General features: G+C 47.2%; 12 protein-coding genes. 9 read left to right on the top strand and 3 right to left on the bottom strand.

Going from position 1 to position 14246, the window contains the following annotated elements:
- Positions 1-656 precede the first annotated feature (656 nt).
- The 6 genes from HPS57_RS08785 (at position 657) to HPS57_RS08760 (ending at position 7733) form a co-directional block, all read left to right on the top strand.
- Complete coding sequence (locus HPS57_RS08785) at positions 657-1922, top strand: hypothetical protein (protein WP_172182245.1); 1266 nt, start codon at positions 657-659, stop codon at positions 1920-1922.
- Between the two features lie 90 nt (positions 1923-2012).
- Positions 2013-2504, top strand: coding sequence for a TlpA family protein disulfide reductase (locus HPS57_RS08780; protein ID WP_172182414.1), 492 nt, complete (start codon positions 2013-2015; stop codon positions 2502-2504).
- A 29-nt stretch (positions 2505-2533) separates the two neighbouring features.
- Positions 2534-4180, top strand: coding sequence for a DUF6029 family protein (locus HPS57_RS08775; protein WP_172182243.1), 1647 nt, complete (start codon positions 2534-2536; stop codon positions 4178-4180).
- 6 nt (positions 4181-4186) lie between these two features.
- Positions 4187-5002, top strand: coding sequence for an Omp28 family outer membrane lipoprotein (locus tag HPS57_RS08770; protein WP_172182241.1), 816 nt, complete (start codon positions 4187-4189; stop codon positions 5000-5002).
- A gap of 11 nt (positions 5003-5013) precedes the next feature.
- Positions 5014-5718, top strand: a complete 705-nt coding sequence (locus HPS57_RS08765; RefSeq protein WP_172182239.1) for a T9SS type A sorting domain-containing protein — start codon at positions 5014-5016, stop codon at positions 5716-5718.
- Positions 5719-5768: 50 nt separating this feature from the next.
- Positions 5769-7733, top strand: coding sequence for an Omp28-related outer membrane protein (locus HPS57_RS08760; protein ID WP_172182237.1), 1965 nt, complete (start codon positions 5769-5771; stop codon positions 7731-7733).
- Positions 7734-7863: 130 nt separating this feature from the next.
- Here HPS57_RS08760 and serB read toward each other — a convergent pair whose 3' ends face one another.
- Entirely contained in the window at positions 7864-9096 is a 1233-nt protein-coding gene (gene serB, locus HPS57_RS08755) for a phosphoserine phosphatase SerB (protein ID WP_172182235.1), read from the bottom strand.
- An 83-nt stretch (positions 9097-9179) separates the two neighbouring features.
- Positions 9180-10169 (bottom strand): Rpn family recombination-promoting nuclease/putative transposase, encoded by a 990-nt coding sequence (locus HPS57_RS08750; RefSeq protein WP_172182233.1) that lies wholly within the window; start codon positions 10167-10169, stop codon positions 9180-9182.
- 92 nt (positions 10170-10261) lie between these two features.
- Here HPS57_RS08750 and HPS57_RS08745 point away from each other — a divergent pair, with 92 nt between their 5' ends.
- Positions 10262-10429: a hypothetical protein gene (locus HPS57_RS08745; protein WP_172182231.1), complete on the top strand. Its 168-nt coding sequence runs from the start codon at positions 10262-10264 to the stop codon at positions 10427-10429.
- Between the two features lie 8 nt (positions 10430-10437).
- On the opposite strand, the gene HPS57_RS08740 is transcribed toward HPS57_RS08745, so the two are convergent.
- Entirely contained in the window at positions 10438-11184 is a 747-nt protein-coding gene (locus HPS57_RS08740; RefSeq protein WP_172182228.1) for an SDR family NAD(P)-dependent oxidoreductase, read from the bottom strand.
- Between the two features lie 228 nt (positions 11185-11412).
- Here HPS57_RS08740 and ybiA point away from each other — a divergent pair, with 228 nt between their 5' ends.
- Both ybiA and HPS57_RS08730 read left to right on the top strand, forming a co-directional pair.
- Positions 11413-11955 (top strand): riboflavin biosynthesis intermediates N-glycosidase, encoded by a 543-nt coding sequence (gene ybiA, locus HPS57_RS08735; RefSeq protein WP_172182225.1) that lies wholly within the window; start codon positions 11413-11415, stop codon positions 11953-11955.
- A gap of 84 nt (positions 11956-12039) precedes the next feature.
- On the top strand, positions 12040-14115 hold the full coding sequence (locus HPS57_RS08730; protein WP_172182223.1) for a TlpA family protein disulfide reductase: 2076 nt from the start codon (positions 12040-12042) through the stop codon (positions 14113-14115).
- Positions 14116-14246 lie beyond the last annotated feature (131 nt).

Raw genomic sequence — 14246 nt, 5'->3', positions numbered from 1 at the left:
AAAGCCTCCAAACGGGAATTCCGTTTGGAGGCTTTTTGTTGTATAATGGCAGTTCTGTTGATATTGCCTTTGATTGTTTTGTTGTGATTCTGTCGGGTTCGGTGCTTATCCGATGAATATTAAGAATCTTGGTTGCCCCTATTTTTCTGTGCAATGCTCCGTACACCAATAATTGGCGAACAGGCAAAAGGTAACACTTGACCTGGCGAAAGGTTACCTTTTGCAGTACAAAGTGTTACCTTTTGCAGTACAAAGTGTTACCTTTTGCAGTACAAAGTGTTACCTTTTACAGTACAAAGTGTTACCTTTTGCAGTATGAAGTGTTACCTTTCGTTTCTTCTTCACCCAATCTTTTGATGAGGCAAGCCTTGCCCATACGGAGGAGAACAAGAATGCCTGCATCGCAAATCTTTATGATGCTGTAAAGAAACTGTGCAGAATAAGGTGTAGCGTTAAGGTTGGTTAAGATTTTTTTCTAATACGAAACACAATGTTAATCAAACGTAAAAATATGCAAAAAATTACCCCCCCCCGAAAAAAAAGGTTTACTTTTGCAAAAAGTTATTGAAAAGCAATGTTTCGTAAGATAAATGTTAGTTAAACTTACAAATTGGGATAAAAAAGCTACTTAAAATATTTAATTAAAACAATTCTTTATGAAAAAAATCTTTACTCTGTCTGTCGCAGCACTGTTTGCGACAATGGTTTCTTCACAAACTATAAAGATTCTTCCCGGAGGATATCAGGCACTTGCCATATCAGACAATGGCAAGTATGTGTCAGGGAATTCAGAAGCTTATAGCTCTTTTATATGGGACTGGCAGAATGACAAGGTTGTCGAGGACGCCGAGAATCTCCCTGAGGGTTCTGCCGAAGGCGTTGCCGACAATGGTGTGGCATCTGTAAGTACAGGTGATGAGGGCGCCACATTCGGTATCGATGGCAAGATAGCAAAGCTTCCTTTGGCAGAAGGCTATCCGATGTCGCTGGCAAGAAGCATCAATGCTGACGGCACAGTTGTTGCCGGATGTGTGTTCAATGAGTCATACATGTCCCACGCCTGTGTGTGGAAAAACGGTGAGATTATTGCTCTTACCGAACCGACCACGGAGGAGATAGGTTTCGAGGTGAACGGCACACAGGCTATTGACATCTCAGCCGACGGCAAGACTGTCATTGGATTTGTCGTTGACAACATGGCTGTTTATCCCTTCATTGTCTGGCATCTTGGCGATGACGGCAAGTATGTGCTGGACATGGTTTGCAAGGACTATTTCAACGATGGCATGGAATATACGGCGGAGCGTCCTTACACAATGTTCTATCCAACCGGCATCAGTGCCAACGGCAAGTGGGTTGCGCTTCAGGTTGAGCTGTGGGGTGGCGACTGGGATTACAGTGAGGTGCGCATGGCACGCTTTAATCTCGAGACAAAGCAGATGGAGATTGCTGTCATCGACGGTACGGAAAGCATTGAGGCAAACCAGGCTGTGGAGACTGGCCGCATAACCAATGACGGCACAATGCTTGGCTATACATCTGTTTTTGGAATGGTAGGCCGTGAGGGACTGATATGGAAAGCAGGCGAAAGCCAGCCGAAACTGCTTCGCAATGTATGCAAACTGAAGGCACTTGAGGATTATGACCTTATGGCAAACACTCCGGTGGACATCACTCCTGACGGAAAATACATAATAGGCTTCGGTGTTACAGGTGCAGGAGATTTTGAGAGCTATGTCATCGACACGACAGCAGAATCAACAGCCATCGACGCTGCTGAGACAGAGACCGGCGAGAGTGTGACCTCCATGTACGACCTCACAGGTAAGGCTGTTCCTGCCGGTGCTGCATGCAACAAGGGCGTGTATGTGGTCAAGACAGTGAAGAACGGCAAAGTTTCAACACGTAAGGTCATCAAGTGATGATATAATCTGATTATTCTTACAGACAAAAGCACAGGCGGCATGTATTGCGGTATGCCGCCTGTGGATATTTTTTTTAATGAAAGCATGATGAAAAGAATTATTCTCGCAACAATTTTGGCACTTGCAGGCATGATTAACGAGGCTGCTGCCCAGCTCCCTGCCGTGACCTTGAAGAGTATGGACGGAAAGACTGTCAGGACAGACACACTGTCAAACAACGGGAAACCGTTTATCATTGATTTCTTCGCCACATGGTGCAAGCCATGCAACCGTGAGCTGAAAGCCATCAACGAAGTGTATGAGGAATGGCAGGAGGAGACCGGCGTGAAGCTCATTGCCGTATCTATCGACCAGGCACAGAACATTCATAAGGTAAAGCCTCTTGTGGATGAGAACGGATGGCCTTACGAAGTGCTCCTTGACCCTAACGGCGACCTGAAGCGTGCGCTTGGAATACAGATGATTCCATACACGCTGATAGTGGACGGCAAGGGCAATATTGTGTACAAGCATAACGGCTACACGGACGGCGCTGAGGCAGAACTCATTGAGAAGGTGAGGGAGCTTGTTGGCAAATGAAAACCTTGAAACACAGAAAAACAATACTGATGAGATTATACACAAGAAGCATATTACTCATTGCTGCCGTATGCCTCTCTGTTTCATCCGTGGCACAGGAGAACCGTGACAAGAAGGTTGTTGTCACGGGAAGCATACAGAGCGATATCCTTATACCGCAGGATGACGAGAAGATAGGCACGGGCAAGTATGAAGGTGACCTGCTTACCAACACTTATGCCGATGTGAACCTGCAGAGCAAGTATGTCGATGCAGGGCTGAGGCTTGAGTATCTGGAGCATCCGCTGCCGGGATTCGAGCCGGATTTCAAGGGATGGGGACTTGGCAATATTTATGCGAAGCTGCATACGGAGAACTTTGAGCTGACATTGGGCAATTTCTATGAGCAGTTCGGTTCCGGATTCATTCTGCGCACCTACGAGGAGCGCAGTCTCGGCATAGACAATTCGCTCTTAGGAGGAAGGGCTGTGGTCAGACCTCTCCGTGGCGTGACCCTGAAGGCCCTGACCGGAGTCCAGCGCAACTATTGGAGCTACAATGACGCTCTTGTCTCCGGAGGCGATGTGGAGATTAATCTGGACGAGTGGATAAAGCCGTTGCGTGACAACTCCACATACCTTATGCTTGGAGCATCGTTTGTGAACAAGCACGAGGGCAAGGACGACATCATGGTTGACGCGACCCATAAGCTCAACCTTCCGCGCAATGTCAATGCCTTTGATGTTAGGGCAATGCTACAGCATGGCGGTCTGCGCCTGCTTGCCGAGTATGCGCAGAAGTCGCAGGACCCAACGTTTGACAACGGCTATATATACCGTAACGGCCATGTGGCGATGCTCTCCGCTTCCTATTCCAAGAGCGGCATGAGCTTGCTGTTACAGGCAAAGCGCAGCGACAATATGTCTTTCAACAGTACACGCTCTGAGCACGGACTGTCATCGACTATCAATCATCTTCCGGCATTCGCCATGGACCACACCTATGCTCTTGCTGCACTCTATCCTTATGCCACACGCCCGAACGGCGAATGGGCCTATCAGGCGACAATGGGCTATAAATTCAAGCGCAAGACACTGTTGGGCGGCAAGTATGGAACTAACGTGAAACTCAATTTCTCGTATATCCGTTCTATCAACCGCACAGTCAGCGGCACAGGAGCTGCAGGCAGTGACGGATATGAGTCGTCGTTCTGGAAATGGGGCTCGGACACTTACTATCAGGACTTGAACATGCAGATAGAGAAGAAGCTCTCACGCGCGTTCACTCTCAACCTTATGTACATGAACCAGTTCTACAACAAGACTGCGGTAGAGGGCGAGGGAGGAATGATTCATTCCGACATCTTTGTGGCAGAAGGAAAGTACAAGATAAACAAGAAGATGACATTGCGTGCCGAGGCGCAGTATCTGAGTACTGCTGAAGACCTTGGCGACTGGATGTTCGGTCTGCTGGAATTGTCGCTGCTGCCAAACTGGATGATAAGTGTCTCTGATGAGTATAACTGTGGCGAGACAAACATCCACTACTACCAAGGTTCGGTGACCTTCAACAAGAACTCACACCGCATACAGTTGGGATACGGGCGTACACGTGAAGGCTTCAACTGCTCGGGAGGAGTATGCCGTTATGTCCCGGCAAGCAGGGGTGTCACCATTTCCTACAACTATAACTTCTGATAAGCGATGAAAATTAAGAATATATTATATGCAATGTTAGGTGCTGTCTGCCTCTCTGTTGCGTCTTGCGACACGGTGGGCGAGAATGACAGACTGATATATGTAAAGCCTGCAGAGGTCAAACGATGTGTTCTGCTTGAGGATTTCACGGGACAGCGGTGCATCAACTGCCCTAATGCGGCAGATGTTATAGCACAGTTGCAGGAGCAGTATGGTGAGGATAATGTCATTGCCGTGGGAATACACGGCGGTCCGCTGGCAGTGAACTCCAATGGCAAGGTGACAGGTCTGCGCACAGCCACAGGCGACGAGTACTATGCTGCAGCAGGTTCGCCATCATTGCCGGCAGGGCGTGTCGGGCGTGTCGGTGGCACATACACAAGTGACCAATGGCAGACGGCTGTATATGAACAGATACAGCAGACTTCGATTGTTGCTATCGAAGCCGCCTGCTCGTATGAAGAGGCATCGCGTGAACTCACGGTTGATGTCAGTGCACTCAGTGCGGAGAAGGTTGACGGAATGTTGCAGATATGGCTTGTGGAGGACGGTATCGTTGCCATGCAGCTTATGCCTGACGGCTCTGCAAATGCCAACTATATTCATAACCACGTTTTTCGCATGGCTGTGAACGGCACATGGGGTGAAGAGTTCAATCTTGCAGAAGGCGAGACACGCAGTGTCAGCAGGACTGCAACGATAGACAGCGCATGGAAACTGGAGAATATGTCTGTGGTAGCTTTTATCTATAATGATAACGGTGTGCAGCAGGTTACGAAAACAAAACTGATAAACAATGAGCCGGAACAGCCGGCTGAATAATCAAAACAATAATGAGAAAGAAATTGAAATTCGTTGTTACAGTGCTCTTGTCTGTCATGGCAGCAGGCATGCAGGCACAAGAGATTGACAACACTTTCCGCTTTGTGGATGCAAACGGAAATCCGGTTGCCAATGGAAGCACAATCAATGTTTCCGAAATCACAGAAGACCCATTTGGTGAAGGGTTCTTTATTTCTACAGGCCTGTCGGTGGAGAACACAACCAATGCTGAGGCTTATTTGGCTGCGGAAGTATCTGTAAAGAGCCTTCCAAACGGCAGTTTTCAGGTTTGCTTCCCACAGGAGTGCATCTCCGGTGTGACAGGATCATTTACAACCGGAAACGGTAATATTGCGGCAAATGCTAAAAAAGACCTCGCGACAGAGTGGATTCCGGCAGGAGAGGGACAGTACGGTACTGCTACCATCGCTGTTAAGCTCAAAGTCATGACAAGAAGCGGCAAGTTCCCTAACTTCAAGTATGCTTTCAAGGCTTATGGCCCGGAGGTGACAGTTAACTGTATCTATGGCGACAAGACTGCTATCAGCGGTGTTACAGCTGACGGAACAGCTTCTTTCAATGTATACGACATCACAGGAAAGACTGTTGTCAAGGGTGCTGACAATACCGTTGTGCAGGGGCTTGCTTCAGGAACATACTTGCTGGAGGCTGTGAAGGACGGCAAGCGTGTCGGCATGAAAAAGGTTGTGAAATAAGTGCAGCATATATATACTAATCAATTAATTATAAAAGAAAGGAAATGAATATGAGAAAAACTCTACTCGCATTGGCTGCTGTCCTGCTTATTGCAGGCGGTGTAAGCGCGCAGAAGGTTTCCGGATTCAAGGCTATGAAGGCTGAAACCGGAATCGTCGAGAGACAGAAAACGGGGGTGCTAAAGGCGGAGATGCCCGGCAAGAGGAAAGCTCCGAAAAAGGTTCAGCTTGCTGACAACGAGATGATATACGGAAACTATGCCACTGATGACATTGCAACAAACGGTATAGGACTTCCAAAGTATCCTGGTAAACTGATGGCGGCAACATATCTGCCTATCACAGAAGGCAGCAAGTTTAATGGTGCAACGATTAAGAGCATCCGTTTCGGTCTTTGCTGTCCGGTAGGTGCTTCACGTGTGTTCATCTATCCGTTCTATCCGGACGGTAGTTTCGGTGCTGCTCTTGTTTCTCAGGATGTGGAGAATACTGTGGCAGGCTGGAACACTGTCGAGCTGACAACTCCTTATGTCATTGATGCGAAGGGATTGGAGGCATACGTTGTCGGATTTGAGTACACTCAGGTCAACACCAATGACGGACAGTATTACGATGATGCCTGTTTCCCATTGTCTTTCGTGAATGCCGGAACTGCAGCTTGGCCGACATTCGTATATGGCAACTTGGGGCAGGGAACAGGTTGGTATAACATTGGTGCTGAGAGCTATGGTAATCTCAGTGTGCAGTGTATCGTTGAAAAAGAGGAAGGCTTCCCACTTCACGACCTTCAGCTTGGGAATATGTATTCTGTACCGTTTGTCAAGCCGGGCAAGCAGCTTTCTTATGCAGCCACAATATTTAGCGAAGGCAAGGAAACTCCGGCAAGTTTCACTTTGGGAGTTGCTCTTGACGGCAAGGAAGTTGAGACAATTCCAAATGCCAATCCGGCTTTTGAAGACAACGCTATGGCTTTCGAGGGAATGCTGGACATACCTGCTGACGCAACAGTTGGAGAGCATAATGTCTCACTTTATGTGAAAGAAATTAATGGTGAGGCTGTGACAACAGGAAATACAGTTGCTGTGCCATTCAATGTATATGCAGAGAGCCTGCCACGCCAAAAGCAGCTTCTGGAGCACTTCACATCACAGTATTGCACATATTGCCCGCTTGGTATCAATGTTCTTGAGAAGCTTGTTACCAAACGTGACGACATAGCATGGGTTTCCGTCCATGGTGATATGCAGTCAGGAAAAGACATTTACACCATAGAGGAAGGTGACTATATTGCCGGATTCCAGACAATGGGTTTCCCAAGTGCTTCTTTCAACCGTGTGCTTCTGCCGGGAGAAGATGCTTTGGCGATAAGTCTTGGCTTTGCCCCAAGTTATACCGATTATGCTGTGGAATATCTCAGTTCTATTATTGACTACACAAATGAGATTCCTGCGCTGGCTTCTATCAAGCTTGACACAAAGTATGATGAGGCAACACGTAAACTTGACATAACAGTATCGGGAGAAACTCTTGAAACATTCGCACAGTTTGTTGGCAACAATGCTGCTCTGACTGTTTATCTTACAGAGGATGGTCTTGTTTCCAAGCAGCTCAATCAGGGCAGGTGGATAACAAACTTCACTCATGACAACGTACTGCGCAAGGTCCTGACTCATCCTTATGGTGATGCAATAAAGATGAGGGGCAGCAATTATGAGAACACTTACAGTGCCACTCTCAACAGTACATGGAATAAGGATAAAATGCACGTTGTGGCATTCATCAGCCGTAAGCCGGCCAATGAGAACCTCTATGACAAACTGTGGGTGACAAACACAGAGACTGCTGCTGTTAAGGATGCAACTACCACAGGCATTGAGAATGTTGCAGGAAGCAGTGCTGATGTCAAGGAAGTGGCGCGCTACAGTGCTGACGGTAGCCGTCTGACATCTCCAAAGAAGGGCTTGAACATTATCAAACTCTCTGACGGAAGCATTGTCAAGGAGATTGTCAAGTAATAGTGATTGGCAATAAATAAAATCAGGGTGTGTCGTTGATGAAATAATCACGGCACACCCTGATTCATATTATAATAAATTGGGTTGTTGAGAGTTTTCCGGAATTGTTGCCTGTTTCCGGCAACAATTATTATTCTCCCAGATAACTGTCCTTGAATCCAAGGAAATAGAGCACGCCATCAATGCCTATGGTGTTGATGCTCTGTTTTGCGTTTGCCACAACACGCGGCTTGGCATGGAAAGCAATGCCGAGGCCGGCCTCACTAAGCATCGGGAGGTCGTTGGCTCCGTCGCCGACTGCAATACTCTGTGCGATGTTCACCTTTTCCACTTGTGCTATAAGGCGCAGAAGCTCTGCTTTGCGATGACCGTCGACAATCTCACCGACATAACGGCCTGTGAGTTTTCCGTCACTGCCGATTTCAAGTTCGTTGGCATAGACATAATCGATGCCGTAGCGTCTTTGCAGATGCTCCCCGAAGAATGTGAATCCTCCGCTAAGTATGGCAATCTTGTATCCACAACGCTTCAGGACAGACATCAGACGGTCCACACCTTCTGTAATAGGGAGGTTGTCGGCAATATCCTGCATTACTGAAGCGTCAAGACCTTTGAGCAGAGCCACACGCTCTGTGAAACTCTCTTTGAAGTCTATTTCGCCACGCATGGCACGCTCGGTGATTTCCTTCACTTTGTCGCCAACGCCTGCACGCGCAGCAAGTTCGTCGATGCACTCCGTCTGTATGAGAGTGGAGTCCATGTCGAAGCATATCAGTCGGCGCATTCGGCGGTACATGTCATCATGCTGGAAGGAGAAGTCTATCTCCATGTCTGCCGAGAGCTGCATCAGTTCGCCTTGCATGGCAGAACGGTCTTTCGGAGTGCCACGGAGCGAGAACTCTATGCAGGCGCGAGAGTTCTTGCATGGAGTTTTCATGCTTACACGTCCTGAAAGGCGCAGTATGGAGTCGATGTTAAGCCCCTGTCCGGCAATTACTTTTGCAGCAGCTTCAATCTGTCGTGCGGTTAGTTGCCTGCCGACAAGTGTGAGGATGTATCGGTTCTTTCCCTGTCTGCCTACCCAATCCTCATACTCTTCATCAGTCACAGGTGAGAATCTGATGTTCACGTTCAGTTCTGTTGCCTTGAAGAGCAGTTCCTTCATCACCTGTCCGGAAAGTGTCTCGTCAGTCCTGATGAGGATGCCCAGTGACAGTGTGCTGTGGATGTCAGCCTGTCCGATGTCAAGGATTTGTGCACCATACTTCGCCAATATTCCCATGACCGACGCAGTGAGTCCCGGACGGTCCTGACCTGTGATTCTTATGAGTATCTGTTCTTCTTGGTTTATTTTCTGTTCCATAGGTTAGATGATGTGTAAAGGATAATTATCAGAGATTCTGCCTCCAATAATTACCCTTTGTTGTAAGCTTGTATAATTGTTGTTTATTTGTCTAATGTTTTTATTTCTTCAATTGTTAGTCCTGATACTTTTGATATTGTTTCATGGTCAAGACCCAATGACAGCATTTGAATGGCAGTGGCGCGCACTCCTTCTGCTCTTCCTTCCGCTCTTCCTTCCGCTCTTCCTTCCGCTCTTCCTTCCGCTCTTCCTTCCGCTCTACCTTCTTCACGTCCTTTCTCAAGTCCTTCCGCTCTTCCTTTTTCAAATCCCTTCTCAAGTCCGATGGCAAGTCCTATGGAGTGCCCTTCATCCGCGGCTTTGTCAAGAGTGCTTCTCCAATCACGATAGTTCTTCAAACTCTCTTCGTAACTGAAAAGTTCTTCGCGTGACATCTTGGCAATCTCTGCCGTGCGGAAGAGACGCTCAAAGACACGCTCCTGCAATTCTATAGGACGGTCAAGCAGGCGTGCCATGTTCTTCAGGACAAAAAGCCACTTGTCCATGATAGTCTCACAGTCGTTGATGTCCTTTTTGAACTTAGGCATTTCAAGGAAGACATATGTCAGTTTGTCATAGAACACCTCGCCTGTAGCCTTGTCAACCAGTTGCACCTCATGGTGATAGTATTCCTCATCGTCATCAAACTTAAAGTCAAGTACACCGACAGTATAGACGGCGGACAGTTTATAGTCCCACTGACTTTTCTTTCCTTGATGGCGTATAGGGAAGGATGAGTAGTAGACACATCTGTCCTTGAAGAACGCTTGTGGCGCTCTTTGCATCTCCACAATAACATAGCTTCCGTCATCGCAATGACAGTAAACATCGAAAACAGATTTTCTTTCCGCTGCTGTGTCGCCAAGTTGTTCGGGATTGAGATATGTGATGTCTTGTATTTTCTGCTCCATAGGCAGCAGTGCGTTAAGGAATTCTATGAGAAATTCCTTGTTGCATTCTGTGCCAAACAGCAATTTAAAACCGAAATCAGTATACGGATTAATGTATTTTGCCTCTTCAACGAATGGTGCCATAAGCGTCTAAGAATTATATTTTTTTGTAAAAGGATAAAGCAATATAGTTTGCCGAAGTGCAGCTTATCTTATGCAAAGATAATGCCAACCGAATGCAGCAAGAGCTTGCTTTTATTGCTGAGGTGCAGCTTATCTTATGCAAAGATAATGCCAACCGAATGCAGCAAGAGCTTGCTTTTATTGCTGAGGTGCAGCTTATCTTATGCAAAGATAGCCTTTTTATTTCATTGTACAAAGAAATTGCGGACATTTTTTTATAAATGCAGCGTCAGCTCTTTATCTTCAATCGCCTCCACAGCCACCCGGGGACAAGCTGCCAAAGGAAGACAAGGATACGGTAGCGCCAATCAATGACTATGCTGTGCTTCTTCTTGCTTATGGCGGAGACAATCTTGCGTGCCACCTTCGTAGCATCCATCAGCATAGGATAATTGCAGCCTTCTATCAGTTCTGTGGTGACAAAGCCCGGACGAATGTCGGTGAATGCAATGTCAAGCCCACGGATATGCGCCAGTTGCCCAAGACATTCCATGTAATGGCTTTGGAAACGCTTTGTTGAGGAATAGGCAGGGGATGCGCCAAGCCCTTTTGTTCCTGCTATGCTGCTTATCACAGCGATATGCCCTTTGCGTTCAGGATGAGCGGCAAAATAGTTGAAAGCCGCCGTCGCCATACGTGTGAATCCCATGCCATTCGTGGCAACGATTGCCATTTCTTTGTCAGCATCAAGTGCGACATTTTGGTATCCTATGCCCGAACTGTGGAAATAAAGGTTCATGCCTCCCAATTCAGCGATAAGTTCCTCCAGCAACTTTGGTGCATCCTCATCAGTGATGTCGATTTCCTTTATCGCCATAATCCGAGGACTCTCCTGTTGCAACTGCCGTAACCGCTCTATGCGTCGTCCGGCAACGCCTATTTCCCAACCTTGTTGTGCCAATAGTTTTGCCACCTCCATACCTATGCCGGAGGTCGCTCCAATGATTACAGCCTTCTTGTTTGTTTTTATGTTCATGTCCCGGATATTTTCATAACTTTGGACAAAGGTACGAATAAGTCGAGAGAAAACCAAATTTTATTTGTGTTTTCCGAGCGGTAGTACCTTCGGCGCAGCTGGTGAAGGAATATTATTATAGACTTTTTGCATAATATGTCATGTTTCTTTGATAAAATTTTGATATGTCAGGAAAATACAGTATTTTTGCGTCATAATCACAATGAATCAAATTAATAAAGTAACATTATGACAAAAGAAGACCTCATTTCCTGTTCCAGTCCTCATGAATACATCTTCTTCTGGGGACATCGCTCCGCTCCTAACGTGGTGACAAAGGCATGTTTCAGCCAGTGGTATCCATGCAAGTTTGGGGTTGACGGTCAGATGTACTCATCCACAGAGCAGTATATGATGGCGGAAAAGGCGCGCCTTATGGGTGACAATGAGGTTCGTGAGCAGATTCTTGCCACTGACGACCCACGGGAAATAAAGAAACTTGGGCGTGTGGTCAAGGATTTCGATGCCCGTCTTTGGGACATGGAAAAGTCACAAGTTGTTGTGAATGGCAACCTCCATAAGTTTGGACAAAATCCGGAACTCCGCGACTTTCTCCTCTCCACCGGTGACAAAGTCCTCGTTGAGGCAAGCCCTTACGATAAGATTTGGGGCATCGGTCTTGATGCCAATAATCCTGATGCCTGCGCCCCTAAGCTGTGGAAAGGGGAAAACCTCCTTGGGTTCGCACTTATGGAGGTGCGTGGATTGCTTAGGGAAAAAGAGACAATGTGAAATATGCCACCACAGAAAACATTTACTGTAAAAAGAGCTTTAGGTGTCTCTTTTTACAGTGCAAAACTAACATATTACTATCTTATGAGAAAAATCTTATTGTTGTTAATCGCAATGATAGCTGTGACGACACAGCTAAGTGCAAAAGCGAAAGTGGTGAAGAACCCATGGTATGATGTGTCAACAACTCCGCAGCTGCAGATTGACCAACTGGAACTGAGCGACACTGCCACTGTGATGCGCTGCACATACTATTCAAATCCGGGTTGGTGGTTCATAATAGCCAAAGGGAGCTGGCTGCAGGCTGGCGGAAAGAAATATGTGCTGAAAGGAACGCAGAACCTGAGACCGGATGCGCGAGAGAAAGTCGATTCGACAGGCACAAGGAAGTTTGCACTTGTGTTTGAGCCGATCGACCCTAAAGTGAGCGAGTTTGATTTCCTTGAAGGTACAGCGAAAGGGGATTTCCAGATTTGGGGCATATCTACCGGCAAGAGGAAGAAAGGGAAAATCACAGAATATAACGATATAACCGAGAGCAAAGAGCCGCTCGCAATGCCCGAATGGCGTAACGGAAAAGGTACATTGGCGGGACGCATCGTAGGCTACCGTCCGGAAATGAACATGGAGATTAAAGGCTTCTTGCGTTCTGCCATAGACTGGAGTGCAAGGGAGTTTTACATCGACATCGCGCCCGACGGCTCATTCTGCGTTGATGTGCCTATGTACGCCACCCACCAAAGTGTTTATGCGTACATAGGCAACTGGTACGGCATGCTTGTCTTGACGGAGGGCGACACCTGCCGTGTGACACTTGACCTGACGGAAAACGCTCATCGTATGGACGGAAGCCGGTATGTGAATGTGAGAAACCGTACCGCCGTGCCGGACCTTAACAGTCTGCACTGTCAAGGTCCGCTGGCGGATGTCAACAATGGAATCACTACCCCGGAGGCGCGTATGGTGATGTGGAACCGTATGCCACTGCCTAAGAAAGGGCAGACAATCAGTGTGGAGGAGTTCCTGAAGCAGCGGAAAGAATGGACGGACAAGAAAATGAAAGCCATAGACACATTGCGCATTGGCGAGCGTGCCAAGCAGGTGATGAGGCTGCATGAACGTGCTGTTGTCATACAAAACGTACAATATCCTGCCTCATATATCGGACAGGGTGCAAGGATGGGCAACGAGAATATCCTGATGCACAAGGAACTGGACACCAACAACATGATGATGGCATATAGCGGAGAGTTCGACAGTGTGATAAACTCTTTTGAGTTTGCTCATTTCTCCGATTCGTTATTTGTGGAAAGAATGAAAAAGTTGTCAGAGCCGATAAATGAGAAGCAAAAGGTCGGCGAGACTATTGCCTCCGAAGAAATTGAGGCTCTTAAAGCTCAAATAAAACAGTATGCGAATGAATATCGCACAACACATTTAGGCACAGATAAAGGCGCGCTGTTCGACGGCATAGAAGCAGCCGAGGCAAGCCGTGTGCTGGAGACCGACACTCCTCTGACCGATGAGATGCTGGCGAAACTCAGCAATCCAGTGATACGCGAATATTATACGGAGAAGAACGAGAAGCTCCGCCAAACATTGGAGGAACGCAAGAAGGAAAACAACTTCACTATCTACGAGACGCCATCAACCGACGGCGAGCACTTCCTCGCCGACATCTGCAAGGCATACGAGGGAAAAGTCATTATGGTAGATTTCTGGGGCACATGGTGCGGTCCATGCCGCCATGCCATAAAGCAGTTTGACAGCAGCGGAATGAAGGCGAAATACAAGGATAAAGGCGTGAAATTCATTTACCTGACGGACGACAAATCGCCCGAAGACACTTGGCGCAACATGGCGAGCGGCATGGACGGCGACCACTACCGCATGACTCCGAAGCAGTCGCATGAACTGTTTGCAAAGTTCGGTTTCACCGGCTGGCCGTCCTATCTCGTCATCGACAAGACCGGACGCTATGTCTATAAATGCACCGGTTACCGCGCTGATGAGATACACTCTGCCATTGACAAGGCTCTCGAGTGCCGTGCCGGTATGCGATTGGCCATGCAAAAAGAGACCTTTCATAAAATGAGAGGTCTCCTTTTATCTCATTTCATAGAATATGTGAAGACTGTGTTTGCATATAAATTTGTGTAGTTGCATATCATTGCCATAGTCATTGTTTTATCTTGGTACACAATTTTGTGGTCCACAAAGTTGTGTACCAAGGGTAAAAAAACTGTGGTACAGGCTGTAATAGCTTATAAAGTAGGCATAAAAACAGTGGT

It is taken from the genome of Palleniella intestinalis, from assembly GCF_013166595.1.
Taxonomy (GTDB): Bacteria; Bacteroidota; Bacteroidia; order Bacteroidales; family Bacteroidaceae; genus Prevotella; species Prevotella intestinalis.
The sequence above is the reverse complement of the archived record's forward strand: the minus strand, read 5'-3'. Positions and strand labels throughout refer to the sequence as shown.